This is a genomic window from Pseudomonas sp. NCHU5216, from assembly GCF_052156495.1.
In the GTDB taxonomy this organism is placed as follows: Bacteria; Pseudomonadota; Gammaproteobacteria; order Pseudomonadales; family Pseudomonadaceae; genus Aquipseudomonas.
In genome coordinates this window covers 23,354-49,035 of the sequence record NZ_JBQLIX010000039.1, presented here as the reverse complement: position 1 = coordinate 49,035, position 25,682 = coordinate 23,354, and the positions used below count along the sequence as shown (strand labels likewise).

Annotated in this window: 22 protein-coding genes and 1 pseudogene; 13 read left to right on the top strand and 10 right to left on the bottom strand. The window is 64.3% G+C overall.

Annotation, left to right across the window (positions count from 1 at the left end):
• Positions 1–187: 187 nt before the first annotated feature.
• On the bottom strand, positions 188–1,648 hold the full coding sequence (locus tag ACSVIK_RS21480; RefSeq protein WP_442446231.1) for a methyl-accepting chemotaxis protein: 1,461 nt from the start codon (positions 1,646–1,648) through the stop codon (positions 188–190).
• Between the two features lie 118 nt (positions 1,649–1,766).
• Here ACSVIK_RS21480 and ACSVIK_RS21475 point away from each other — a divergent pair, with 118 nt between their 5' ends.
• On the top strand, positions 1,767–1,949 hold the full coding sequence (locus tag ACSVIK_RS21475) for a hypothetical protein (protein WP_442446227.1): 183 nt from the start codon (positions 1,767–1,769) through the stop codon (positions 1,947–1,949).
• A gap of 51 nt (positions 1,950–2,000) precedes the next feature.
• On the opposite strand, the gene ACSVIK_RS21470 is transcribed toward ACSVIK_RS21475, so the two are convergent.
• Together ACSVIK_RS21470 and ACSVIK_RS21465 are read right to left on the bottom strand one after the other, a co-directional pair.
• Positions 2,001–3,077, bottom strand: a complete 1,077-nt coding sequence (locus tag ACSVIK_RS21470; protein WP_442446226.1) for an FAD-dependent oxidoreductase — start codon at positions 3,075–3,077, stop codon at positions 2,001–2,003.
• Positions 3,074–3,580 (bottom strand): annotated as a pseudogene (locus ACSVIK_RS21465) (helix-turn-helix transcriptional regulator); the annotation flags it as partial. The pseudogene ACSVIK_RS21465 and the gene ACSVIK_RS21470, both read right to left, overlap by 4 nt.
• A gap of 180 nt (positions 3,581–3,760) precedes the next feature.
• Between ACSVIK_RS21465 and ACSVIK_RS21460 the strand changes: the two are divergent.
• Together ACSVIK_RS21460 and ACSVIK_RS21455 are read left to right on the top strand one after the other, a co-directional pair.
• The gene (locus tag ACSVIK_RS21460) at positions 3,761–4,819 is read left to right on the top strand and encodes a fatty acid desaturase (RefSeq protein WP_442446225.1); all 1,059 of its coding nucleotides are present in this window, start codon (positions 3,761–3,763) and stop codon (positions 4,817–4,819) included.
• A 158-nt stretch (positions 4,820–4,977) separates the two neighbouring features.
• Positions 4,978–7,821, top strand: a complete 2,844-nt coding sequence (locus ACSVIK_RS21455) for an EAL domain-containing protein (RefSeq protein ID WP_442446224.1) — start codon at positions 4,978–4,980, stop codon at positions 7,819–7,821.
• Positions 7,822–8,199: 378 nt separating this feature from the next.
• Here ACSVIK_RS21455 and rpmG read toward each other — a convergent pair whose 3' ends face one another.
• Both rpmG and rpmB read right to left on the bottom strand, forming a co-directional pair.
• The gene (gene rpmG, locus ACSVIK_RS21450; protein ID WP_012703270.1) at positions 8,200–8,355 is read right to left on the bottom strand and encodes a 50S ribosomal protein L33; all 156 of its coding nucleotides are present in this window, start codon (positions 8,353–8,355) and stop codon (positions 8,200–8,202) included.
• Between the two features lie 10 nt (positions 8,356–8,365).
• Positions 8,366–8,602, bottom strand: coding sequence for a 50S ribosomal protein L28 (gene rpmB / locus ACSVIK_RS21445; protein WP_003242523.1), 237 nt, complete (start codon positions 8,600–8,602; stop codon positions 8,366–8,368).
• Between the two features lie 339 nt (positions 8,603–8,941).
• On the opposite strand from rpmB, the gene ACSVIK_RS21440 reads away from it, so the two are divergent.
• On the top strand, positions 8,942–10,519 hold the full coding sequence (locus ACSVIK_RS21440) for an ABC transporter substrate-binding protein (RefSeq protein ID WP_442446223.1): 1,578 nt from the start codon (positions 8,942–8,944) through the stop codon (positions 10,517–10,519).
• An 88-nt stretch (positions 10,520–10,607) separates the two neighbouring features.
• Here ACSVIK_RS21440 and radC read toward each other — a convergent pair whose 3' ends face one another.
• The gene (gene radC / locus ACSVIK_RS21435; protein ID WP_268179747.1) at positions 10,608–11,282 is read right to left on the bottom strand and encodes a RadC family protein; all 675 of its coding nucleotides are present in this window, start codon (positions 11,280–11,282) and stop codon (positions 10,608–10,610) included.
• Between the two features lie 144 nt (positions 11,283–11,426).
• On the opposite strand from radC, the gene coaBC reads away from it, so the two are divergent.
• The 4 genes from coaBC (at position 11,427) to argB (ending at position 16,654) form a co-directional block, all read left to right on the top strand.
• Positions 11,427–12,635 carry a bifunctional phosphopantothenoylcysteine decarboxylase/phosphopantothenate--cysteine ligase CoaBC gene (gene coaBC / locus ACSVIK_RS21430; protein WP_442446222.1) on the top strand — a complete coding sequence of 403 codons (1,209 nt, stop codon included), beginning with the start codon at positions 11,427–11,429 and terminating at the stop codon, positions 12,633–12,635.
• Positions 12,636–12,637: 2 nt separating this feature from the next.
• On the top strand, positions 12,638–13,093 hold the full coding sequence (gene dut, locus ACSVIK_RS21425; protein ID WP_268179751.1) for a dUTP diphosphatase: 456 nt from the start codon (positions 12,638–12,640) through the stop codon (positions 13,091–13,093).
• Positions 13,094–14,329: 1,236 nt separating this feature from the next.
• Positions 14,330–15,724, top strand: a complete 1,395-nt coding sequence (gene algC / locus ACSVIK_RS21420) for a phosphomannomutase/phosphoglucomutase (protein WP_442446230.1) — start codon at positions 14,330–14,332, stop codon at positions 15,722–15,724.
• Positions 15,725–15,748: 24 nt separating this feature from the next.
• Positions 15,749–16,654, top strand: coding sequence for an acetylglutamate kinase (argB, locus tag ACSVIK_RS21415; RefSeq protein WP_442446221.1), 906 nt, complete (start codon positions 15,749–15,751; stop codon positions 16,652–16,654).
• 295 nt (positions 16,655–16,949) lie between these two features.
• On the opposite strand, the gene ACSVIK_RS21410 is transcribed toward argB, so the two are convergent.
• Positions 16,950–17,552, bottom strand: a complete 603-nt coding sequence (locus tag ACSVIK_RS21410) for a DUF4124 domain-containing protein (protein WP_442446220.1) — start codon at positions 17,550–17,552, stop codon at positions 16,950–16,952.
• Between the two features lie 21 nt (positions 17,553–17,573).
• On the bottom strand, positions 17,574–18,215 hold the full coding sequence (pyrE, locus tag ACSVIK_RS21405; RefSeq protein WP_442446219.1) for an orotate phosphoribosyltransferase: 642 nt from the start codon (positions 18,213–18,215) through the stop codon (positions 17,574–17,576).
• Positions 18,216–18,296: 81 nt separating this feature from the next.
• Between pyrE and ACSVIK_RS21400 the strand changes: the two genes are divergently transcribed.
• Entirely contained in the window at positions 18,297–19,076 is a 780-nt protein-coding gene (locus ACSVIK_RS21400) for an exodeoxyribonuclease III (protein ID WP_268179758.1), read from the top strand.
• Positions 19,077–20,023: 947 nt separating this feature from the next.
• Here the strand turns inward: ACSVIK_RS21400 and ACSVIK_RS21395 are convergent.
• Positions 20,024–20,395 (bottom strand): DUF4870 domain-containing protein, encoded by a 372-nt coding sequence (locus ACSVIK_RS21395; protein ID WP_442446218.1) that lies wholly within the window; start codon positions 20,393–20,395, stop codon positions 20,024–20,026.
• A gap of 26 nt (positions 20,396–20,421) precedes the next feature.
• The gene (gene rph, locus ACSVIK_RS21390; protein ID WP_442446217.1) at positions 20,422–21,141 is read right to left on the bottom strand and encodes a ribonuclease PH; all 720 of its coding nucleotides are present in this window, start codon (positions 21,139–21,141) and stop codon (positions 20,422–20,424) included.
• Between the two features lie 186 nt (positions 21,142–21,327).
• Between rph and ACSVIK_RS21385 the strand changes: the two genes are divergently transcribed.
• From ACSVIK_RS21385 to spoT, 4 genes are all read left to right on the top strand, one after another.
• The gene (locus ACSVIK_RS21385) at positions 21,328–22,191 is read left to right on the top strand and encodes a YicC/YloC family endoribonuclease (protein ID WP_442446216.1); all 864 of its coding nucleotides are present in this window, start codon (positions 21,328–21,330) and stop codon (positions 22,189–22,191) included.
• A gap of 149 nt (positions 22,192–22,340) precedes the next feature.
• Entirely contained in the window at positions 22,341–22,961 is a 621-nt protein-coding gene (gene gmk, locus ACSVIK_RS21380) for a guanylate kinase (RefSeq protein WP_442446215.1), read from the top strand.
• A 150-nt stretch (positions 22,962–23,111) separates the two neighbouring features.
• Positions 23,112–23,375, top strand: a complete 264-nt coding sequence (rpoZ, locus tag ACSVIK_RS21375) for a DNA-directed RNA polymerase subunit omega (protein ID WP_037051139.1) — start codon at positions 23,112–23,114, stop codon at positions 23,373–23,375.
• Positions 23,376–23,438: 63 nt separating this feature from the next.
• Positions 23,439–25,547: a bifunctional GTP diphosphokinase/guanosine-3',5'-bis pyrophosphate 3'-pyrophosphohydrolase gene (gene spoT / locus ACSVIK_RS21370; RefSeq protein WP_442446214.1), complete on the top strand. Its 2,109-nt coding sequence runs from the start codon at positions 23,439–23,441 to the stop codon at positions 25,545–25,547.
• The last annotated feature ends 135 nt before the right edge of the window (positions 25,548–25,682 follow it).

Here is a 25,682-nt window from a genome sequence, read left to right as displayed (position 1 = left end):
GAAAGGGCGGAGGTTTTGGTTACTTTTGCCCCAAAAGTGACTCGCCCGGGAGGGCGAAACCAGAAACATCAACAAAACGCGGCAAGCCGGAACAAGCACCCGAACAACCAACAAGCCAACAACCCACACACAAACTTGCCAGTCCGGCGTCAAAACTGACGCCACGCAGCAGATCGTGACCAGCCGCTCAGGGCTCGGGCTTGTAGCCCAGGCGCAAACCGCCCCAATGTCGGCCACGCACCCAGATCGGCACCGACAGGTCGTGCATCAGCTCGCCGGTATCGCGCATGTAGGTCTGCAACAGCAACGCCTGCTGATGGCTGCCACAACGAATGCCGGTACGATCGTTGAACAGGCGCTTGCCACGGCTACGCACGGCATCCACCGCCGGGTCACCGCTCGGCGGCTGGTTGAACGCCTGGTTGTGGGTCGGCACGTAGCCTTCGGGCGTAGTGGCGATGGCGAACACCAGGCCGTCGTGACGACTCAGTAACGGCTCCTGCAGCGCCGGCAGGATCTGGTCGGCGTACTGGTCGAAACGAGTGCGATACTTCTGCGGCTGGGTGCCGGCAATCGGCTGATACTGCCGGTCGAACAGATCGTCGAGGGTGATGCGACCCGCCTCGATATCGGCCTCGAAGCGTGCGCCGATGGCGGCGGCACCTTCGCGGGCCAGGTCGTAGATGCGCTGGTGATAATCGTCCAGTCCCACCTCGGCGAGCTGTTCGCTGACCGTCTCGGCCAGGCCCACGAGCTGATCGGCAGCCACCGCCAACTGCCGTGTCTGGCCCTCGCTGCCCTGCACGTCATCGTGCAGTTGCAAGGCGGCAGCCGAGAGGCCGGCCAGGCGCTGATGATTGTCCGCGGTGCCGGCGCTGATCTGCGCCACCTGCTGCTCCACTTCCCCGGCCTGATCGGCAATGCCGTGCAGGTGCTGGCCAGCCTGCTCGATCTGCACCGCCGCCTGCTCCAGCTCGCCGCTCTGGCGCTGGATATGGCTGACCACCGCTTCGCTCTGCTGACGGATATCGGCGACCATCTGGCTGACCTCTTCGGTGGCGCTGGCAGTGCGCGCCGCCAGGTTGCGCACCTCATCGGCCACCACGGCGAAACCACGGCCCATCTCGCCGGCACGTGCCGCCTCGATGGCGGCATTGAGCGCCAGCAGGTTGGTCTGGCTGGCGATGGACTGGATCACCTGGGTGACCTGTTCGATCTGCTCGGTACGGCTACCCAGGCCATCGATCAGTTCACGGCTGGCGTGAGTCTGTTCGCTGAGCTGACGCATGCGTGCGATGGCCTGGCTCAACTCGTCCTGCCCGCTGCTGCTGGCGCTGCGCACCTGCTCGGCGGCGGCCAGGGTGGTGGCAGAGCGTTCGGCACTGTCCTGCTCGGTAGTGGTGATGGCGGCAGCCGCCTGACTCACCTGTTCCACCGCCGCCAGTTGCGATTGCAGGCGCCCCGCCAGTTGCTGCACGGCGTGGGCCACGCGCGCTGCGGACAGGGCATTGTGACAGGTATGGCGGGAAAGCCCCCGACTGATCTCGGTGAAATCGCTGGCCACAGCCGAAGCAGGCGGCCTGGCCGTGCTGTCAGGCTCGTCGCGGCGCTGCCAGGGCCCAAGCCAGGGCCACAGCGCCAGGATCATCAAGGACGGAATGCTGACGTATGCCGGTAGCTGCATGCGCAGGTAGAGCAGCATCAGGGCAGCCAGGCCCAGGGCATGCAGCAGACAGGCGACAGGGGAACGGACAAAAGCAGCTTGCATGACCGACCTCGAAATTCTTGTTCTGGTGCGCATGGCAGCACGAGGAGCGGACGCTTGCATGGACGACCTCCTTGATCATCTCGCCGGCCTGAACGGCCAAGGGCTCGGCAGATTGATCGGCAGCGACCTTCGCGGGATCGCCAGCCAAGTGATTCTTGATTCGACCACTCGGCCAACATGACCGCCATGACACTTTGGTCGCAGCCTAGCCTGTACGCAAGGACAACGCCACCTAACCAGCCAGGTGATGGCGGCGCATGAAGCGTTCGTCCAGCCAATCCTTGCAGCGTCCGTAGAACTGACCATCGGCGCTCCAGCCACGCCAGTCCAGCAGCGCCCCACCGTCGCCGCTGGCCATCAGCGTCAGGCCCTGGCGCGGTGCTCGATACAGGCGCAGCGGCCGACCCTGCAGCGCCGCCTGCAGGTTGGCCGCCAGCACCCGCCCCTGGCGCGAGGAACGGCTCTGGCTACGCGGCACGTCGAGCAGGGTGGCGCACTCGCCCACGGCGAAAATCTGCGCGTGCGACTGGCTTTGCAGGCTTTCGCGGATGGCCACGAAGCCTTCCCGATCACAGGCCAGCCCCGCCTCGCGCAGCCAGGCCAAGGGCGGGGCGCCGCCAGCAATGAGCAGGCGCCGACCACGCCAGACCGGCTCGTCGCCACTGAGCAGCCAGTCATCGTCGATCCGCCCGATCGGGCAGTGCTCGCGTACCTGCACGCCATGCAGGCGCAGGTGGCCCAGGGCGCGCATGCGTAGCCCCAGTGACTGCCCATCGAGCAACTGGCCAGCGCAGAACAGGGCCAGCGCCGGCACCTGGTCGGCCAATGCCAGGGCCAGCTCCACGCCTTGCACACCACCGCCGAGAATGGCCAGGCGCCGAGGCTGGGCCTGCCACTGCTGCCAGCCTTCGAGCAGCCTGTCGATGGGCCGGGCGGCCAGCACCTGCATGGCATCGCCCTGCTGCGGGGGAATGGCCATTCCGGCACCGACGTCGAGTGACAGCCATTCCCCTTGCAGGCGGCGCCCGTCGTCGAGCTGAAGGACTCGCGCGGCGGCATCCAGCGAGGCGATTTCGCCCTCGATCAGCTCGACCTTGGCGGCACGACATAGCGGTTGCAGCTCCACCCGGCAGTGCGCCGCGCTGAAGCGGCCACCGAGCAACCCGGACAGCATGCCGGCGTACCAGGCATGCGGGCCGGGGCAGAGCAAGGCAATGCGACCTTTCGGGCGCTCCACCAGTGCCCAGCGGCGCAGTACGCCAAGATGGGCGCGCCCGCCCCCAGCGAGGATCAGGTCGTACGCGGTCATGGGCTGGTGCAGCCATCGCGGTACTGGCTAGGCGTCTGCCCGGTCCAGCGCTTGAAGGCGCGGCCGAAGCTGCTGCTGTCGCTGAAGCCAAGCAGGTAGGCCACTTCACTGATCGAATAGCGTGGGTCGCGCATATGCCGCAGCGCCAGGGCGTGGCGCGTCTCGCCGAGCAGCGCCTCGTAACTGCTGCCCTCCTCGGCCAGGTGGCGCTGCAGGCTGCGCAAACTCAGGTGCAGTGCCTGAGCAATGCGCTCGGCGGAGGGCTCGCCATCGGGCAACTGCGCCTCCAGGCAACTGCGCACCCGCTCGCTGTAAGTGGCCGCCTGCAACTGCTCCAGGCTGCGCCTGAGCACGGTTTCGTTGTGCGCGGCCAGCTCCGGATTGCCGTCGTCCAGCCGTTGCTCGAACGCCGTGCGCGCAAAGCGCAGCAGGCTCTGCTCGGCGCCGAACTGCAGCGGCGCGCGGAACACCGCCTGCCAGGGCGCGGGTCCAGCTAGCCAGGGTGGAAGGTTCGGCGTTCATGCAGATTGGCGTATCCGGTAGGCAGGTTGGCGTGCAGAGCCGAGCGCTGCGACGCGCGTCACGGCACAGTTAAAGGCACCTTCAGCAACTTCCTGTGGTGCCATCGCCCAGGTTTTTGCAGGTGCTCTGAAGTCACAGCCCAATAACGAGAGGATGTCGGTATGTCCCCTTCTCCCGCAAGCCTTAATGATCAGCAACGCGCCGCCTATATCCGCGAACAGGTGATGGCCCACGGCAACGCCCTGCGCCAGCGCTACCCGACCCTGCAGCATCAGGACGCGCTCGGCGCCGGCATCCTGGCCTTCGCCCTGTGCGGCATGCTCGGCTCGGCAGCGCTTTATATCGCAGGCCATCTGGCCTGGTGGGCCTGCCTGCTGCTCAATGCCTTCTTCGCCTCGCTGACCCACGAGCTGGAGCACGACCTGATCCACTCGATGTACTTTCGCAAGCGCCCCCTGCCGCACAACCTGATGCTGGCGCTGGTCTGGCTGGCGCGACCGAGCACCATCAACCCCTGGGTACGCCGCCACCTGCACCTGAACCATCACAAGGTGTCCGGCAGCGAAGCCGACATGGAGGAGCGCGCCATCACCAACGGCGAGCCCTGGGGCATCGCCCGCCTGCTGATGGTTGGCGACAACATGATGAGTTCCTTCATCCGCTGGCTGCGGGCGAAGAACCCGCAACACCGCCGGCTGATCCTCAGCCGCACGCTGAAAGTCTACGCGCCGCTGGGGCTGCTCAACTGGGCAACCTGGTATCTGTTTCTCGGCTTCCATCTGCTGGATTGGGCCAGTGCCGCGCTCGGCGCCCCCATCGCCTGGTCGGCCACGACGTTGAGTGTGATGGATGGGGTGAACATCGCTGTGGTGGTGCTGGTCGGGCCTAACGTGCTGCGCACCTTCTGCCTGCACTTCGTCAGCTCCAACATGCACTACTACGGCGATGTGGAGCCGGGCAACGTGATCCAGCAGACCCAGGTGCTCAACCCCTGGTGGCTGTGGCCGCTGCAGGCCTTCTGCTTCAACTTCGGCAGCAGCCATGCGATCCACCATTTCGTGGTCAAGGAGCCCTTCTACATTCGTCAGCTGACCGTGCCCTTCGCCCATCGAGTGATGCGCGAGATGGGTGTGCGCTTCAACGACTTCGGCACATTCGCCCGTGCCAATCGCTGGAGCCGCTCCAGGCAGGCAGTAGAGGAGCGCGCGCAAGCGGCGTGATCGAGCCGCGCACCTGTCACGTGATCCAAAGGGATGAGACCGGCCGCGCAATCGAAGCGCCGGTAGTCGGCTAGAATTCACCTGCGCCCGACCGCCCTGCGGATCCAACCCCATCCACCGGACTTCGGCGCCCTCGTAGTAGCCATGAGGCGCCCAGGATGCTTCGACCGCTTCACTCACTGATGTTGCTGCTCTGCCTGGCCTGCACCTTGCCGGCCTGGGCAGACAGCGCACTGCCGCTGCTGGAGCTCAGCACTGCCGATCTGGCCAGGCCGGTGAACATCGAGCACAGCCTGCTGCTGGAGGACCCGTCGGCACAGCTCGATGCCAGACAAGCCCTGCAGGCTCTGAGCGAGCGTGGTACGCCGGTGCTCGGCAGCGCCCGCATCGGCTACTCCAGCAGCACCTGGTGGCAGGCACTGCGCCTGCGCGTGCCCAGCGCCGAGCCGCTGCACCTGATCGTCGCCACCCCCTTTCTCGATCATCTGGACGTCTGGCTGTTCGATGGCGAGCGCAACCTCGGCCAGCTACACAGCGGCAACCGCCTGCCGTTCGCCGCCCGTGGCGAGCCCTATCCACAGTTCATGCTGGCCCTGCCCGCCGTCCAGGCCCAGGGCACCTACACCCTGCTGCTGCGCGTCAGCAGTCATTCCTCGATTCATCTGCCACTGCAACTGATCGGCGACGCTCACAGCGAGCCGCTGATCGCACGGAGCTGGCTGCGCAGTGGCTTACTGGTGGGCGCCCTGTTCAGCCTGGCGCTGTTCTACCTGATCCGCTTCAGTACTCTGCGCGAAACCGCCCAGGCCTATTTCAGCCTCACCGCCCTCTGCGCAGCCCTCTATAACGCCAATCTGTACGGCATCGCCGGCCTGGCGATGAATGCGCCGACAGAACTGTGGCGCCTGCTGATCAACCTATCCACGGCCGGTATGCTGATCTTCAGCTCGCTGTTTCTGGCCTGTGCCCTGCAATTGCCGATGCGGCATTTGCGCTGGCTGCGCGAGCCCCTCTTCGCGGCCATCGCCTTGGTGTGCATCGGCGGCTACCTGAGCGATCACCCGCAGACCTACAACCTGCTCAATCTGCTGATCCTGCTGAGCGGCGCCTACCAACTGCTGCTATTGCTGCTGGCCCTGCGCCTGCGCCGGGCCTACGCCCTGGGCTACCTGCTGTGCTGGAGCGGGGCCCTATTGCTGATGCTCATGCTGCCCTTGAGCCGTGCCGGGTTAGCCGCCTGGCCGGCAGGCCTGCACAACCTCAATGCGGCAATGCCGGTGCTCAGCATGCTGATGTTCGGCGCCCTGCTCGACAAGCAACTGGAACGCATGCGCCGCATCCTCACGCACACCCAGGCCCAGGCCATCGACAACCTCGAGCAGTACCACGCCCTCTTCCGCCACAGTGGCGAAGGCATTTTCCGCTGCCAACGTGACGGTCAGCTCGTCGAGGCCAACCCCAGCCTGATACGCCTGCTGGGCGATGACGTACAGGGCAGCACGCTGCAACGGCTGCTCGGCGAGACCAGCTGGAACGAACTGCTGACGGGGCTGGACGAAGCCGGCGGCACGGTCAGCCGCGAGTGCCAGATCCACGACCAGCACGGGCGCGCACACTGGGTCTATCTCTCGCTGCACCGACAACCGGGGCAGGCCTGCATGGAAGGTATAGTGGTCGACCTTAACGAGCGCCGCGCATTGGAAGAGCGCCTGCAGCATCAGGCCAGCCATGACGCACTGACCGGCCTGCACAATCGGCGCGAGCTGGAACGCCTGCTCTCGCAGACCCTGAGCGGCCAAGGCCCGATGCGCTTCAGTCATCTGCTGTACCTGGGCCTGGATCGCTTCAAGCAGGTCAACGACCTGTGCGGCCATCTGGCCGGCGACCAGTTGCTACGCCAGGTGGCTTACCAACTGGGTCATACCTTGCCCAAAGACAGCGCGCTGGCGCGCATCGGCGGCGACGAATTCGCCATTCTCCTGCACGCTGCGGACGATGACGCGGCCACCGAGCAGGCACAGACGCTGCGCCAGAGCATCGAGCAGTTCGTCTTCACCTGGCAGGGCCGCCCCTTTCGCCTCAACGCCAGCATCGGCCTGCTAGCTCTCGACGCCGGCGCCCGCGATTGGGAAACCGCCCTGAGCTGGGCCAGCAATGCCATGCAACTGGCCAAACATCAGGGGCGCAACCGTGTGCATGCCTTCAACCCCGCCGATGGCGCGTTGCTCGAGCATCAACGTCAGTTGCAGTGGATCACCCGCCTGCGCGAAGCCACCGAAGAGGATCACTTCGAGCTGTTCTTCCAGCCAGTGCAGCCCCTGCAGCAAGCGCGCAGCGGTCTGCACTACGAAGTGCTGCTACGCTATCGCGACCCACACAGCGGCGAGTGGATCAGCCCCGCACAGTTTCTCGATGCGGCGGCGCGCTACGGCTTTCTCGGCGCCATAGACCGCTGGGTAGTCCGCCACCTGTGCACCTGGCTGGCCGCCAATCCACGGCACCTGCAGGCCTTGGAGCAGGTCAACCTCAACATCAGCGCCGACTCGCTGCTCGATCCAGGGTTTCACGCCCTGCTGCACGACACCCTGCAACTACACGCACTGCCGGCCGCCAAGCTGTGCATCGAGATCACCGAGATGGTGGCCCTGGGTGAACTGGCGGTATCGACCAAATGGATCGAGGAACTGCGCAGCCAGGGCCTCAAGGTGGCGCTGGACGACTTCGGCAGCGGCTTCGCCTCCTACGCCTACCTGCGCCAACTGCCGTTGGACATCCTCAAGATCGACGGCAGCTTCATCCGGGGCATCGAAACGGATCCGATCAACCAGGCCATGGTCGGCTCGATGCAGCAGATCGCCACACAGCTCGGCCTGCAGACGGTGGCCGAGTTCGTCGAAACGCAGCAGAGCCTGGAGTGCCTGCGCCAGCTCGGCGTCGACTATGCCCAGGGCTACCACGTCGGCCGCCCGCAGCCACTGGCGCAGTTGGCCGATCACGCTTGAAGCTCCAGACAGGAAAATGCTTGGTTGACGCGGGGCTGGCGAGTTTGTGTTGGCTTGTTGGTTGTTCGGGTGCTTGTTCCGGATTGCCGCGTTTTTGTTGATGTTTTTGGTTTCGCCCTCCCGGGCGAGTCACTTTTGCCCGGATGGCCGGCCCGACAAAAGTAACCAAAACCTCCGCCCTTTCATCCGAGCTAGGCGCCCCCGCCCTGCTGCGCGAGGGTTCGCTCACTCCTGCACACACCGCAGCGGCGTCCAGAAGACCAAGCAGCACACAAACTCGCCAGTCCGATATCAATACCAACCTCCCCGAGATGCCGCGAATCCCCATAAAAAAACCCGCCGATAAGGGCGGGTTTCTTCGCGGCAAGCGGCGATCAATTACTTGATCTTGGCTTCCTTGTAGATCACGTGCTTACGCACGACAGGATCGTACTTCTTGATCTCGATCTTGTCGGGAGTAGTGCGCTTGTTCTTGTCGGTGGTGTAGAAGTGGCCGGTACCGGCGCTGGACACCAAACGGATCAGTTCACGCATGACTCTCTCCTTAAACCTTTTCGCCGCGAGCGCGCAGCTCGGCCAGCACTACATCGATGCCGCGCTTGTCGATGACACGCATGCCCTTGGCAGATACGCGCAGACGTACGAAGCGCTTCTCCGACTCGACCCAGAAGCGATGGTGCTGCAGGTTCGGCAGGAAACGACGACGGGTTTTGTTGTTTGCGTGGGAAATGTTGTTCCCGGTTACCGGACCCTTACCGGTAACTTGACAGACTCTCGACATGCCTCAGCCCTCTAAAACCACATGCCCAACCCGGCATGGGTTGGCCGCTTAAACTCAATGTCATTGGCGCTCGGCGCCGCGTTTCTCGAGGGTCTTACCGGGCGCACTGGATAGCGCAAGAACCGGGCCCCTAGAAAAGAGCGCTGCTTTATACCAGAAAGCCTTGGGCGCAACAAGGAAAAACGCAGGATAAAACGCAGCCCGGAACGACCAAGCGCCGTAGGCATGAGGCCTCGCTCGCCAATGACCGCTCGTCGCCTGCAAATGGTATTCAGCACCGAGCAAATCGACTAGGGTTCATGCGTGCCGTCATCACCGGGAACCAATGAGGAATCGACCATGCGCCTGTTACTCGCCACGCTGTTCTGCGCGCCCCTGCTGAGCCAGGCCGCCACCCTCGCCGTCTGCACGGAAGCCAGCCCGGATGGCTTCGACGTGGTGCAGTACAACTCGCTGACCACCACCAACGCCTCGGCCGACATGCTGATGAACCGCCTGGTGGAGTTCGACGCCGAGCAGGGCAAGCTGCTGCCGAGCCTGGCGCGCAGCTGGTCGGTCTCGGACGACGGCCTGGTCTATGACTTCCAGTTGCGCGATGACGTGCAATTCCACCACAGCACCGACTTCACCCCCAGCCGCAACCTGAATGCCCAGGATGTGCTGTTCAGCTTCCAGCGCATGCTCGATCCGCAGCACCCCTGGCACAAGGTCGCCGCCAGCGGCTACCCACATGCCCAGTCGATGCAGTGGCCAAGCCTGATCGCCAAGATCGAGGCGCCGGACGCGCACCGCGTACGCATCACCCTGAACCGTCGCGATGCCACCTTCCTCGCCACCCTGAGCATGGGCTTCGCCTCCATCTACCCAGCCGAATATGCCGACAAGCTGCTGGCTGCCGGTACACCGGAGAAGCTCAACAGTGCCCCCATCGGCAGTGGCCCGTTCGTCTTCGAGCGTTTCCAGAAGGATGCCGTGGTGCGCTACCGCGCCAACCCCGACTACTTCGGCGGCAAACCGGCCATGGACAAGGTGGTCTTCGCCATCACCCCGGACAGCAACGTGCGCCTGCAGAAACTGCGCCGTGGCGAATGCCAGATCGCCCTGTCGCCGAAGCCGCAGGACGTGCAAGCCATCGCCGACGACACCAAGCTGAAAAGCGCGCAGACCGCTGCCTTCATGACCGCCTTCGTAGCCATCAACAGCCAGCACCCGCCACTGGACAAGCCGCTGGTGCGCCAGGCCATCAACCTGGCCTTCGACAAGGCCAGCTACGTCAAGGCCGTGTTCGAGGGCAGCGCCGAGCCGGCCAATGGCCCCTACCCGCCCAATACCTGGAGCTACGCCAGCGAGCTGCCCGGCTACCCCCATGACCCGGACAAGGCCCGCGCCCTGCTGGCCGAAGCAGGCCTGCAAGATGGCTTCAAGACCACCATCTGGACACGCCCCAGCGGCAGCCTGCTCAACCCCAACCCCAATCTCGGCGCACAACTGCTGCAGGCCGACCTGGCCAAGGTGGGTATCGACGCAGAAATCCGCGTGATCGAATGGGGCGAGCTGATCCGCCGCGCCAAGGCCGGCGAGCATGACCTGCTGTTCATGGGCTGGGCCGGCGACAACGGCGACCCGGACAACTTCCTCACCCCGCAATTCGCCTGCGCCTCGGTGCAATCCGGGCTGAACTTCGCCCGCTACTGCAATGAGACCCTGGACAAGCTGATCGCCGAAGGCAAGACCAGCAGCGACCAGGCCAAGCGCAGCCGCCTCTATCATCAGGCGCAGAAGATCATCCAGGAGCAGGCGCTGTGGCTGCCGCTGGCCCATCCGACGGCGTTCGCCCTGCTCAGCGCCAGGGTTCAGGGCTATCAGGTCAGCCCGTTCGGCCGCCAGGACTTCGCCCAGGTCAGCCTGAAGCCCTGACCTGGGGCGGATTCACTCGCGATCCTGGCGGCTCCGACGTCTACCCTTTTCGCGGACAAATCAGCCGACCGTGCGCGGAGCGCCAGCCCTACATCCAGCCCAACTCGGCCATGGACAGCGGCTCGCCATCGCCAACGATGAAATGGTCGAGTACGCGCACGTCCACGAGCGCCAGCGCGTCCTTCAGGCGCTGGGTCAGCACACGGTCAGCCTGGCTCGGCTCGCAAACACCGGAAGGATGGTTGTGGGTGAGGATCAACGCCGCGGCATTGTTGGCCAGGGCACGCTTGACCACCTGCCTGGGATACACGCTGGCGCTGTCGATGCTGCCGCGAAACAGCACCTCGAAGGCCAGTACCCGGTGCTTGGAGTCCAGGAACAGGCAGGCGAAGACCTCATGCGGCTCATGGCGCAGTTGCGCCTTGAGGTAATCACGCACCGCCTGCGGGCTTTCCAGCGCCGAGTCACGACGTAGGCGCTCGGCCAGATGGCGCCTGGCCATTTCCAGCACCGCCTGCAATTGCGCGTACTTGGCCGGGCCCAGGCCCAGATGCTGGCTGAAGTCGGGTAGCTCGGCCTCGAGCAAGGCGCGCAGGCTGCCGAACTCGGCAAGCAGGCGCCGCGCCAGTTCCACCGCACTACAGCCGGCCACGCCGGTACGCAGAAAGATCGCCAGCAGCTCGGCATCGGTCAGCGCCGCCGCGCCCTGGGCCAGCAGTTTTTCCCGCGGGCGCTCTGCCGCAGGCCAGTTACGAATGCTCATTCTCATACACCTCCCTGTCGAGTCAGGCGCCCGCTGTTCCGCTGCGGGCGCTGTGCTATCGTAGCCCATCTTTTTTGCCTGCGGTCGGCCTGGGGAGGCGTTGGCCGCATGGCGCACATCCATCCGTCCAGACAAGGCAGGCCTATGCAGCGGCTGTATCGCAAACGCATCATCGTCGGCGTAGGGGGCGGTATCGCCGCCTACAAGAGCGCTGAACTGGTTCGCCGGCTCAAGGATCAAGGCGCCGAAGTGCGTGTGGTAATGACCCAGGGCGGCCGTGAATTCATCACCCCGCTGACCCTGCAGGCCCTCTCCGGCCACCCCGTTCATCTCGACCTGCTCGACCCAGCCGCCGAAGCGGCGATGGGCCATATCGAGCTGGCCCGCTGGGCCGACCTGATCCTCATTGCCCCGGCCACCGCCGACCTGATCGCGCGCCTGGCCCAGGGCATCGCCAACGACCTGCTGACCACCCTGGTGCTGGCCACCGATGCCCCCATCGCCCTGGCTCCGGCGATGAACCAGGCCATGTGGCGCGACGCCGCCACCCAGGCCAACCTGGAACTGCTGCAGCAGCGTGGCATGCGCCTGTTCGGCCCGGCCTCCGGCAGCCAGGCCTGCGGTGACGTCGGCCTCGGGCGCATGCTCGAAGCTACCGACCTGGCCAATCTGGCCGCCGACTGCTTCCAGCGCCAGGCCCTCGACGGCCTGCACGTGCTGATCACCGCCGGGCCGACCCAGGAGAACATCGACCCGGTGCGTTACATCACCAACCACAGCTCCGGCAAGATGGGTTTCGCCCTGGCCGAAGCCGCTGCCGAAGCCGGTGCCAAGGTCACCCTGGTCAGCGGCCCGGTGCACCTGCCGACGCCGGATCGGGTCAGCCGCATCGACGTGATCAGCGCCCGCGACATGCTCGCCGCCTGCGAAGCGGCGATGCCCTGCGACGTGCTGATCGCCGCCGCGGCCGTGGCCGACTACCGCCCGGAAGTGGTCGCACAGCACAAATTGAAGAAAGACCCCAGCAGCGGCGAGGGCATGCTCCTGCAAATGGTGCGCAACCCGGATATCCTCGCCACCATCGCCGGTCGCGAGGATCGCCCCTTCAGCGTGGGCTTCGCCGCCGAGACCGAGAACCTGCTGGAGTACGCCTCGCGCAAGTTGCGCGACAAGAATCTCGACCTGATCGTCGCCAACGATGTGGCCAACCCCAGCATCGGCTTCAACAGTGAAGAGAACGCCATCACCGTGATCGACCGTGAGCTGCAGCAAACCAGCTTCGCCCAGACCAGCAAGGGCAAGATCGCCCGCCAGTTGATCACCCTCATCGCCGAACGACTGAACAAGAACTGACCATGCACGCTCTGCAAGCCAAGATCCTCGACCCCCGCCTCGGCCAGGAATTTCCCCTGCCGCAGTACGCCACGCCCGGCTCCGCCGGCCTCGACCTGCGCGCCATGCTCAAGGAGGAGATCGTCCTCGAGCCGGGGCAGACCGTACTGATCCCCACCGGCCTGTCGATCTTCGTCGCCGACCCCGGCCTGGCGGCGCTGATCCTGCCGCGCTCGGGCCTGGGCCACAAACACGGCATCGTCCTCGGCAACCTGGTCGGCCTGATCGACTCGGACTACCAGGGCGAGCTGATGGTGTCGTGCTGGAACCGGGGTCAGGACAGTTTCCGCATCGCCATTGGCGAGCGCATCGCGCAACTGGTGCTGGTGCCGGTGGTACAAGCACGTTTCGAGCTGGTCGAGGAATTCGACCAGACCCAACGTGGCGCTGGCGGCTTCGGCCATTCCGGCAGCCACTGATCGCCGTCACCGACAACGACTCGCCGAGGAGCCCAACGCGTGAAACTCTTCAAGCGTAACGCCAAGGAAGCCGCCACCGCCGTCCACCCCGCGCCGCCCAAGGCCGGTAAAACGTCTGGCGGCCTCGCCCTGGGCGCCCTGCTGCCGGGCTTGCTGGCCACATTGCTGGGCATCGGCGCTGGCGGCGCCCTGCTCTGGCTGGTGCAGAACAGCGAGACTCAGGCGCGCCAGAGCGAGCTGGTGCAGGCCATCGGCAGCAGCCAGGCCAGCGCCGTGCAGCAGGCGCTCAAGCAACTGCAGGCCGACACCCTGGCCGCCGCCCGCAACCCGGAGTTGTTGCAGGCCCTGCAGAGCGGCGACAGCGCGCAGATCCGCCAGGCCGAACAGCGCCTGGGCTACTGGGCAGGGGTGGTCGATGCCCACCTCAACCGCCGCGGTGAGGCGGTGCAGGACAACAACCGCGCCGCACCGATGAACTTCGCCGGCCTGGACATGCTGCGCCGCGCGGAAAACGGCCAACGCCCAGCCGTCGAGGCCTACCGCGTCGGTCAGCGCTGGCTGGCCTACAGCGCCGTGGCCATCGGCCAGGGCGAAGGCCAGCCGGCACAAGGTACGCTGTTGCTGGCGGTGGATCTGGCCCGCCTGCTCGACAGCCTGCCGCAATTGCCGGCCGAACTGGGCCAGGTGCGCCTGCAGCAGCAGTTCGCCAACGCCCCTACCCAGCTCCTGCTGCAACGCGGCCAGGCCGAATCGGACAGCGCCCAGACTTTCGCCACTGGCAATCCGAATTGGCAACTGCTGTTCAGCCCCGGGCCAGCACTGGCGCAAGGTGGTTTGCCGCCGCTGATGCTGGGCCTCGCGGCGCTGCTGGCCCTGGGTGGCGCACTGATCGGCCTGATTCTGCTGCGCGGCAGCCTGTTGCGACGCCTCGACAGCGACGCAAGCCAGCTCAGGCAAATGCTCGAAGAACTCTCTGCGGGCAAAAACGTCAAAGCCTTCAGCCTGAGCCTGCCGGCCCTCGACGGTCTGGCCCAGAGCCTGGCCCGCCTGCCACGCCGCAGCAGTGACAACGCCGCCGGCAGTGCCCCCGCCAAAGCAGCACCGGCGGCCTCCGCCGCTCAGCCCGCCATCAAGCCCGCCGAGCTGGTCGACCCGCTGTTTCAGGACACCGATATCCTCGATATCGACATTCTCGATGAAGACCAGGATCTCCTGGGATTGGAGCAGAGCACCGCAATGACCACTAGCCAAAGCGCCCCGAAACTTCCCGCCGACATCTTCCGCGCCTACGACATCCGTGGCGTGGTGGGTGACACCCTGACCGCCGAATACGCCTACTGGATCGGTCGCGCCATCGGCTCGCAGAGCCTGGCCCAGGGCGAGCCCAAGGTCATCGTCGGCCGCGACGGCCGCCTCTCCGGCCCCGAGCTGCTGCAACAACTGGTACAGGGCCTGCTCGATTGCGGCTGCGAAGTCACCGACATCGGCATGGTGCCCACACCGGTGGTGTACTTCGCTGCCAACGTACTGGAAGGCCGCTCGGCGGTGATGCTCACCGGCAGCCACAATCCACCGGACTACAACGGCTTCAAGATCATCATCGCTGGCGACACCCTGGCCAACGAACAAATCCAGGCGCTGAAGACCCGCCTGGACGACAACGACCTGGCCAGCGGCGTCGGCAGCGTGCAGCAGGTCGACGTGCTGCAGCGTTACTTCAAGACCATCCGCGACGACATCGCCCTGGCCAGACCGCTCAAGGTGGTGGTGGATTGCGGCAATGGTGCGGCCGGGGTGATCGCACCACAATTGATCGAGGCGCTGGGCTGCAGCGTGACCCCGATGTACTGCGATGTCGATGGCACCTTCCCCAACCACCACCCGGATCCGGGCAAGCCGGAGAACCTGGTCGACCTGATCGCCCGGGTCAAGGCCGAGAAGGCCGACCTGGGCCTGGCCTTCGACGGCGACGGTGACCGTGTCGGCGTGGTGACCAACACCGGCAGCATCGTCTACCCTGATCGCCTGCTGATGCTGTTCGCCAAGGACGTGGTCTCGCGCAATCCGGGTGCCGACATCATCTTCGACGTCAAATGCACCCGTCGCCTGACCCCGTTGATCAGCGGCTATGGCGGTCGCCCGGTGATGTGGAAGACCGGCCACTCGCTGATCAAGAAGAAGATGAAGGAAACCGGCGCCCTGCTGGCCGGGGAAATGAGCGGCCATATTTTCTTCAAGGAGCGCTGGTACGGTTTCGACGACGGTATCTACAGCGCCGCGCGCCTGCTGGAAATCCTCAGCCAGGAAAAACGCGACGCCGAGCAGGTGTTCAACGCCTTCCCCAGCGACATTTCCACGCCGGAAATCAACATCAAGGTCACCGAGCAGACCAAGTTCGGCATGATCGAACGCCTGCAGCGCGAAGGCCAATGGGGCGAAGCCAACCTCACCAGCATCGACGGTGTACGTGTCGACTATCCCAAGGGCTGGGGCCTGATCCGTGCTTCCAACACCACGCCAGTGCTGGTGCTGCGCTTCGAGGCCGACACCCAGCAAGAGCTGGAGCGCATCCAGGATGTGTTCCGCGCGCAACTGCTCAAGGTCGCCCCCGACCTGAAGCTGCCCTTTTGACCGATTGTTCCAGGAGCCCCCTGCATGACCCTCGAGCGTGACGCCGCCGCCCAGGTAGCCAAGGTACTGTCCGAAGCCCTGCCCTATATCCGCCGCTTCGTCGGCAAGACCCTGGTGATCAAATACGGCGGCAACGCCATGGAAAGCGAGGAGCTGAAACAGGGGTTCGCCCGCGACATCGTGCTGATGAAGGCGGTGGGCATCAACCCGGTGGTGGTGCATGGTGGCGGCCCGCAGATCGGTGATCTGCTCAAGCGCCTGAGCATCGAGAGCCATTTCATCGACGGCATGCGCGTCACCGACACCGCCACCATGGATGTGGTGGAAATGGTGCTCGGCGGCCAGGTCAACAAGAGCATCGTCAACCTGATCAACCAGCACGGTGGCAGCGCCATCGGCCTGACCGGCAAGGATGCCGGCCTGATCCGCGCGAAGAAGCTCAAGGTCAGCCGCCAGACGCCGGAAATGACCCAGCCGGAAATCATCGACATCGGCCATGTCGGCGAGGTCACCGGGGTCAATACCGAACTGCTGAACATGCTGGTCAGGGGCGACTTCATCCCGGTCATCGCGCCCATCGGCGTCGGCCCGGACGGAGAGTCCTACAACATCAACGCCGACCTGGTGGCGGGCAAGGTGGCCGAGGCCTTGAAGGCCGAGAAACTGATGCTGCTGACCAACATCGCCGGGCTGATGAACAAGCAGGGCGAAGTGCTCACGGGCCTGACCACCGAGCAGGTCAACGAACTGATCGCCGACGGCACCATCTACGGCGGCATGCTGCCGAAGATCAAATGCGCCCTGGAGTCGGTGCAGGGTGGCGTCACCAGCGCGCACATCATCGATGGCCGGGTACCGAATGCCGTGCTGCTGGAGATCTTCACCGATACCGGCAACGGCACCATGATCAGCAACCGCAAGCGCCATTAAAAGCAAGCCGCGAATGCGGCTTCCTGATGCCCCTCTCCCGCTTGCGGGGCGAAGAGGCGCGCTTTTGGAAGCACTGCTTCCTGCGCCGATGGGCGCCTGATCGCTGGCGATCAGGCCGGGGCGCGGAGCGGGGTGCCCGAAGGGCGGGAGAGGGAAAGGTGGTCGCCACGCATCTCCCCCAGGAGACGGCTGCAAGGACGCAGAAGGCCAAAGCCGTGGGTGCCCACAGGTCACGAGAGGGCAAAGCTGTCGCCCTGCCCCCTATGCATCACTCAGGGAAAGCGAGACCAGGTGCTTACTGCTTGCGCAGGCCCCCACCAAACAGCTCAGCCAGCCGCGCGCGATCAGCGGCGAATTCCTTCTCAGCCTGTGCGCGCGACGCCTGATAGCGGTCTATTTCGCGTTGCAGGCGCTCCTGCTCATCCCGCAGACCACTGATCTGCACCAGCAGATTTTCCGGTACCTGGCGCCCGGCGCGCTCGTGTTCGGCCGCCTTGCTCTGCAGGTTGGCCTGCTGGGTACGTACCGACTGCAGGTTGCCACGCGCCACGCGGATCAAGCCATCCAGCTCGGAGAGCTTGCGCTCGCGCGCCCGATCGACGTCCTCGAGATTGCTATACAGGCGTAGCAACTGCGCGTCGCTGCTGGCCCGCGCCTTCTCCGCCTGCATCCGGGCGAACTCCTCCGGCGTCGGTGCCGGCGGGATCACTCGCAGCACGCGACCGTGGTCGTTGAGCACCTCGTAGCCCTTGCCGATGAATTCCGGCGGCACGCCCTGGCGGCTGAGCACCGTCACCCCCTTGTCGTCGACGTAGCGATACAGCTCGGTGGCCATCCCGGACAAGGGCAAAGTCAGGCTCAGCAGCAGCATGTAGCGGGTCAGGCGCGGTGCAGACATAAGGGCCACCTTGGTCTGGGGCTAGATTCCGTACTCGGCGCGGTAGGCTTCGACCGCCGGCAGATGTCGTTTGAGTTCAGCATCCTCTGCCAGATATTCCAAGACCTGCTCGAGCGAGACGATGCTCACCACGGGCATGCCGAAATCGCGCTCCACTTCCTGAATCGCGGAGAGCTCGCCTTGGCCGCGTTCCTGGCGGTTCAGCGCGATCAGGGTACCGGCAGCCTGAGCGCCCTGGCCCTGGATGATCTGCATGACTTCACGGATGGCGGTGCCGGCGGTGATCACGTCGTCGACGATTAGCACGCGGCCCTGCAGAGGCGCACCAACCAGAGTGCCGCCCTCGCCATGATCCTTGGCCTCCTTGCGGTTGAAGCACCAGGGCAGGTCGCGCTGATGATGCTCGGCCAGTGCCACGGCGGTGGTCGCTGCCAGGGGAATGCCCTTGTAGGCCGGGCCGAACAGCACGTCGAAGTCGATGCCGCTGTCGACGACGGCGGCGGCGTAGAAACGCCCTAGCTGAGCCAGCGCCAGGCCACTGTCGAACAGACCGGCATTGAAGAAATAGGGGCTGGTGCGCCCGGACTTGAGGGTGAACTGACCGAAACGCAGAACCCCACGTTCGATGGCGAAGCGAATGAAATCGCGCTGGTACGCTTGCATGAAAAAGCCCCGGACGGCACGGATTTAGCTAAATGAAGTGAGCTCGGGTATCATACACGCACGTGTTTTTGGGGGCCATTTATGCGGATCATCAGTGTGAACGTGAATGGTATTCAGGCTGCGGCCGAGCGAGGTTTGCTCAGTTGGCTACAAGCCCAGAATGCCGACGTGATCTGCCTGCAAGACACCCGTGCCTCCGCCTTTGAAATGGACGACCAAGCTTTCCAACTGGATGGCTATTTCCTCTATGCATGCGACGGCGAAGTGCCCAGCCAAGGTGGCGTGGCGCTCTACTCGCGTTTGCAACCCAAGGCGGTGATCAGCGGCCTCGGCTTCGAGATGGCCGATCGCTACGGGCGCTACCTGCAGGCAGATTTCGACAAAGTCAGTATTGCCAGCCTACTCCTGCCCACTGGCCGGGACGGCGACGAGAGCTTGAATCAGAAATTCAAGTTCATGGACGACTTCACCCATTATCTGGACAAGCAACGGCGCAAGCGCCGCGAGTACATCTACTGTGGCTCGCTGCATGTCGCGCACCAGAAGCAGGACGTGAAGAACTGGCGCGACTGCCAGCAGTCCCCGGGCTTCCTGGCGCCGGAGCGTGCCTGGATGGACGAAGTGGTAGGCAGCATGGGCTATGTGGATGCCTTGCGCGAAGTCAGCCGCGAAGGCGACCAGTTCAGCTGGTGGCCGGACAGCGAGCAGGCGGAGATGCTCAACCTGGGTTATCGCTTCGACTACCAGCTCCTCACGCCGGGCATGCGTCGCACCGTGCGCAGCGCCCGCCTGCCGCGCCAGCCGCGCTTCTCCCAGCATGCGCCGCTGATCGTCGACTACGACTGGATTCTCAGCATCTGATCTGCAGATATGAAAAAGCCGGCTGACTCAGCCGGCTTTTTTATGGTTCTTCGCGGAATCTCGGGAAATCACCGGACTGGCAAGTTTGTGTGTTGGTTGCTGGTTGCTTGGGTGTCTGTTCCGGATGGCCGCGTTTTTGCTGATGTTTTTGGTTTCGCCCTCCCGGGCGAGTCACTTTTGCGGGCAAAAGTAACCAAAACCCTCCGCCCGGTCATCCGGCCCTCGCTGCGCGAGGGTTCGCTCACTCCATCGCCGTTCCAGAGGCCCGCCGCGGTGGGCCATCCCTGGCCCATCGCGGCTTTCGCGACATCCATGTCGCTCAACCTCTTCCACGACGATTCCGCTCACCCTCCTGGGCGGGCTCTGCACGCGCCTGAACCCTAGGTAACCCAGAATTAGCGTGGAATGCTTGAGCATGAGGTCAGCCCTAGGGCTGACCGAGATGCCGGCTGCAGGCCGGCAGGCTGCCCATGTGCATGAAACTGCGCGAATGAAACTATTGGTTTAATTCGACGGCTACATCACGACTCCACAGCTACCAGAGCACGCAGGGCTAACCTGGCATACCTGTCCTCTCAGGCGCGCGAATGCCCCCTTCAGAAGGCCGAACGTAGGCACTGCGCAGGGGGCGAGTGGCATGGATGCCACGAGAGGCGTAATGGGCCAGGGATGGCCCATGTACGCCGACCCCGGAGCGGTGCCGGAGTGAGGGAAGTCGAGCGAAGCGAGACCCGGATGGCGGGGGTGCGTTTCTTTTGCTTACTTTTCTTTGCGCATTTCAAAGAAAAGTGAGTCGCCCGAGGGGGCGAAACCCGGAATATCTGAAAACACCCAATGCGGCGTCCGGAACACCAAACCATGACAACAAGACCACACACAAACTTGCCAGTCCGGTGGCAACTAGGCACTCCCCCTGAAAACGCGATGAACTTTTATTGCACTTTCGCCTACTTCACCAGGCGCCAACTGAAGGGATAGCGATAGGCCTTGCCCTCGTTGGCCTTGATGCCGGCGATGATGGTCAGCACCAACGCCGCCAGGCCGACCAGCAGCAACAGCGGAAAACCGATCACCACGACCATCAGCAAAAAGCACAGGGCCGCTGCCAGGGCGACACTGATCTGAAAGTTCAGCGCCTCCTTGCCCTGGGCGTCGACGAAGGGATCCATGTCCTTCTTCACCTGCCAGACGATCAAGGGCCCGAGCAGATTGCCAAAGGGAAACACCAGCCCGAGAAAGGCGGCGAAGTGGCAGAACATCGCCCATTGACGCGCCTCCTGACTCGGAGCGGGTTGCGGTACCTGGAACTCTTCGCTCATGCGGCGTCTCCTTATGGCGCGATCGATCAGTCGACCAATGCGACACGTTGCAGTTCAAAGATCTCGTTCATGCCCTTCTGCGCCAGGGCCAGCATGGCGTTGAACTCCTCGGGCTGGAACGGCGCGCCTTCGGCGGTGCCCTGCACCTCGATGAACCCGCCAGCGTTGGTCATCACCACGTTGAGGTCGGTTTCGGCCGCCGAGTCTTCCAGGTAGTCCAGATCCAGCACCGGCTGGCCCTGGTAGATGCCCACCGACACGGCGGCGATCATCTGCTTGAGCGGCTCGCCCTTGAGCCCACCACGCTTCTTCAGCACCTTCAGCGCGTCGATCAGCGCCACCATGGCGCCGGTGATCGACGCGGTACGGGTGCCACCGTCGGCCTGGATCACGTCACAGTCGACGTACAGGGTGTTCTCGCCCAGCTTGCTCATGTCCAGCGCAGCGCGCAGCGAACGACCGATCAGGCGCTGAATCTCCAGGGTACGGCCGCCCTGCTTGCCACGGCTGGCTTCGCGCTGGTTACGCTCGCCGGTGGCGCGCGGCAGCATGCCGTACTCGGCAGTCAACCACCCTTGGCCCTGGCCCTTGAGGAAGCGCGGCACGCCGGATTCGACGCTGACGGTGCAAATCACCTTGGTATCGCCGAACTCGACGAGCACCGAACCCTCGGCGTGCTTGGTGTAGTTGCGGGTGATGCGGATCGAGCGCAACTGATCGGCGGCGCGGCCACTGGGACGTTTCATCGAGCGATACCTACTTCGTTAAGTGAAAACAGCACGCATTATAGGGGGCGGCAGCGCACCACGACACGCCGAATTGGCCCCGGCAGACGGCGAGCAGGGGCATGCCGCATTGCCAGCGATGAAATGGGCACTCGCCCTGGGCTACAATCCTGCGCTTTTCCAGCTGAATGTCCGCGAGGTATCCCTATGGTTCACAGCATGACGGCCTTTGCCCGCCACGAGCAGGCAACCGCCCACGGCACCCTGAGCTGGGAACTGCGCTCGGTCAATCACCGCTATCTGGAACCGCACCTGCGCCTGCCGGAAGCCTTTCGCGACCTCGAAGGCGCGGTGCGCGAAGCCCTGCGCCAGGGCCTGTCACGCGGCAAGGTGGAATGCACCCTGCGCTTCGCCGAAGAGAGTGCCGGCAAGGCACTGCAGGTCGACAACGAACGCGCCCGCCAACTGATCGCCGCCGCCGAACAGGTCGCCGCTCTGATCCAGCAGCCGGCGCCGCTCAACCCACTGGAAGTGCTGGCCTGGCCTGGCGTGCTGGTGGCCGACTCGGCCGATCCGCAGGCCTTGAACGCAGCAGCCCTGACCCTGTTCGGCCAGGCGCTGGAAGAACTAAAGGCCGGCCGTGCCCGCGAGGGCGCGGAACTGGCCAAGCTGCTCAACGAACGCCTCGACGCCATCCTCGACGAAGTCGCCGCCCTGCGCGAACTGGTGCCGCAGATGCTTGCCGGCCAGCGCACCAAGATCGAGACGCGCTTCGCCGAGATGCAGGCCGAGCTCGACCCGCAACGCCTGGAGCAGGAACTGGTGCTGCTGGCACAGAAGAGCGACGTGGCCGAAGAGCTGGATCGCCTCAGCACCCATGTCAGCGAAGTGCGTCGCGTGCTCAAGGCGGGCGGCGCTGCCGGGCGGCGCCTGGACTTCCTGATGCAGGAGCTCAACCGCGAGGCCAATACCCTCGGCTCCAAGGCGTTCGATCCGCGCAGCACCCAGGCAGCGGTCAACCTCAAGGTATTGATCGAGCAGATGCGCGAGCAGGTGCAGAACATCGAGTAAAAGCTACTGCGCTAGGCTATGCCGCGTTGAAATCAGATTCGAAATGCTCATTTACAGTCGTAAACTCCGCTTTCTCACCTGATTTCGCCTTGCCTAGCCGTCGCTCGCTACGCTTTTAAAATCCCGCAAGATTTCTCAGGACGTTTTCCATGGCCATCACCACCGGCACCCTCTATATCGTTTCCGCACCGTCCGGTGCCGGCAAGACCAGCCTGGTCAAGGCCCTGATCGAGAGCGAGCCGCAGATTCGCGTCTCGGTCTCGCACACCACCCGTGCCATGCGCCCTGGGGAGCAGGACGGGGTCAACTACCACTTCGTCGATCACGCGCAGTTCAGCGCCATGATCGAGCGCAGCGAGTTTCTCGAGCACGCCCAGGTGTTCGACAACTTCTACGGTACTTCGCAGAAGTGGGTCGAACAGACCCTGGCCGAGGGCTTCGACCTGATCCTGGAAATCGACTGGCAGGGCGCGCAGCAGGTACGCAAGCTGATGCCGCAGGCCAGATCCATCTTCATCCTGCCGCCGACCCAGGAAGCCCTGCGTCACCGCCTGACCAACCGCGGCCAGGACAGCGGCGAGATCATCGAGCGACGCATGCGCGAAGCGGTCAGCGAAATGAGCCACTATGTCGAGTACGACTACCTGGTGATCAACGATGACTTCAACCACGCCCTCAGCGATCTGAAAGCCATCTTCCGCTGCAACCAGCTCGGCCAGGCGCAACAACAGCAACGCCACGCCGGCCTGCTCAGCGAGCTGTTGGCCTAAGAGCAGCCACAAGCTTCAAGCCACAAGCGGCAAGTAAAAGCAAGGCCGGATTGGCTTCTGCTTGTAGCTTGTCGCTTGCGGCTGCATTACACTATTGAGTCCGCTCGCCCGCTCGGGCCAAGCTTATCCGCACATGTTACGAGGAACACCATGGCTCGCGTTACCGTCGAAGATTGCCTGGACAACGTTGATAACCGCTTCGAGCTGGTCATGCTCGCGACCAAGCGTTCGCGCCAGCTGGCCACCGGCGGCAAGGAGCCGAAAGTGGCTTGGGAAAACGACAAGCCCACCGTCGTCGCCCTGCGCGAAATCGCTGCCGGCCTGGTAGACGCCGAGATCGTCGCCCAGGAAGACATCGTCGAAGAAGAGCCGCTGTTCGCTGCCTTCGAGGAAGAGGCCAACGAGCCTCTGTAAGTCGATGATGCCGGGTCGAAGTCGCGCGGCGCATAGCCAAGCCGGTCATGAGGGAGGCACCCCATGGCTGGTATAGACGCTCTCGCCGACCGACTTTCGACCTACCTCGGCCATGATCAGGTCAACCTGGTTCGCCGAGCCTACTTCTACGCCGAACAGGCGCACGATGGCCAACGCCGCCGCAGCGGCGAAGCCTACGTGACCCATCCGCTGGCCGTGGCCAGCATCCTCGCCGACATGCACATGGATCATCAGAGCCTGATGGCCGCCATGCTGCACGACGTCATCGAAGACACCGGCATCGCCAAGGAAGCGCTCAACGCGCAGTTCGGCGAAACCGTGGCCGAACTGGTCGACGGGGTCAGCAAGCTGACCCAGATGAACTTCGAGACCAAGGCCGAGGCGCAGGCCGAGAACTTCCAGAAGATGGCCATGGCCATGGCCCGCGACATTCGCGTGATCCTGGTCAAGCTCGCCGACCGCCTGCACAACATGCGCACCCTCGATGCCATGCCGCACGAGAAGAGCCGGCGCATCGCCAAGGAAACCCTGGAAATCTACGCGCCCATTGCCAACCGCCTGGGCATGCACAACATGCGCGTGGAGTTCGAGGATCTGGGGTTCAAGGCCATGCACCCGATGCGCTCCGAGCGCATCCGCGCCGCCGTGCGCCGCGCTCGGGGCAACCGCAAGGAGATCGTCGCCAAGATCGAGGAATCGATCCAGGCCTGCCTGCAACGCGAAGGCATGGAAGGCGAGGTGATCGGCCGCGAGAAGCACCTCTACAGCATCTACCAGAAGATGCGCGGCAAGCGTAAGGCGTTCAACGAGATCATGGACGTCTACGCCTTCCGCATCATCGTCGACAAGGTCGACACCTGCTACCGCGTGCTCGGCGCCGTGCACAACTTGTATAAACCCTTGCCGGGGCGCTTCAAGGATTACATCGCGATTCCCAAGGCCAACGGCTATCAGTCGCTGCACACCACGCTGTTCGGCATGCACGGCGTGCCCATCGAGATCCAGATCCGCACGCGCGAGATGGAGGAGATGGCCAACAACGGCATCGCCGCGCACTGGCTGTACAAGTCCAACGATGACGACGTACCCAAGGGCAACCACGCCCGCGCGCGGCAGTGGGTCAAGGGTGTACTCGAACTCCAGCAGAGGGCGGGTAACTCCCTGGAATTCATCGAGAGCGTGAAGATCGACCTGTTCCCGGACGAGGTCTACGTGTTCACGCCCAAGGGCCGCATCATGGAGCTGCCGAAAGGCTCCACGGCGGTCGACTTCGCCTACGCGGTGCACACCGACGTCGGCAACACCTGCATCGCCTGCCGCATCAATCGCCGCCTGGCGCCGCTGTCGCAGGCGCTGGAAAGCGGCTCGACGGTGGAAATCGTCACCGCCCCGGGCGCCCGCCCCAATCCGGCCTGGCTCAACTTCGTGGTCACCGGCAAGGCACGCACGCACATTCGCCACGCCCTCAAACAGCAGCGCCGTTCCGAATCCATCAGCCTCGGCGAACGCCTGCTGAACAAGGTGCTGGCCAGCTTCGACACGCACCTGGAAAAGATCGCCCCGGAGCGCGTGCAAGCCGTGGTTGCCGAGTACCGCCAGGAAGTCTTCGAGGATCTGCTCGAGGACATCGGCCTGGGCAACCGCATGGCCTACGTGGTCGCCCGCCGCCTGCTGGCCGAAAGCGGCGATGCCCTGCCGAACAGCGAAGGGCCACTGGCGATCCGCGGTACCGAAGGCCTGGTGATGAGCTACGCCAAATGCTGCACACCAATCCCGGGCGACCCCATCGTCGGCTATCTGTCTGCCGGCAAGGGCATGGTGGTGCACATGGAAAGCTGCCGCAATATCGCCGAGATTCGTAACAACCCGGAGAAATGCATCCAGCTCAACTGGGCCAAGGACGTCACTGGCGAATTCAACGTCGAGTTGCGCGTCGAGCTGGAGCACCAGCGTGGCCTGATCGCCCTGCTGGCCAGCAGCGTCAACGCCGCCGATGGCAATATCGAGAAGATCGGCATGGACGAGCGCGATGGCCGCATCAGCGTGGTACAACTGGTGATCAGCGTGCACGACCGCGTGCACCTGGCGCGGGTGATCAAGAAGCTGCGCGCGCTCAAGGGCGTCACCCGCATCACCCGGGTACGCGCCTGACGACAGCGACCAGCCTCATGCTGCAAGCGACAAGCACGCGCTGGTTTCTTGAGCCCGCCATGCGCAATCTGTAGCCTGACAGCCATCTTTACTTGCAGCTTGGAGCTTCCGGCTTGAGGCTGCCCTTTCAAGGAG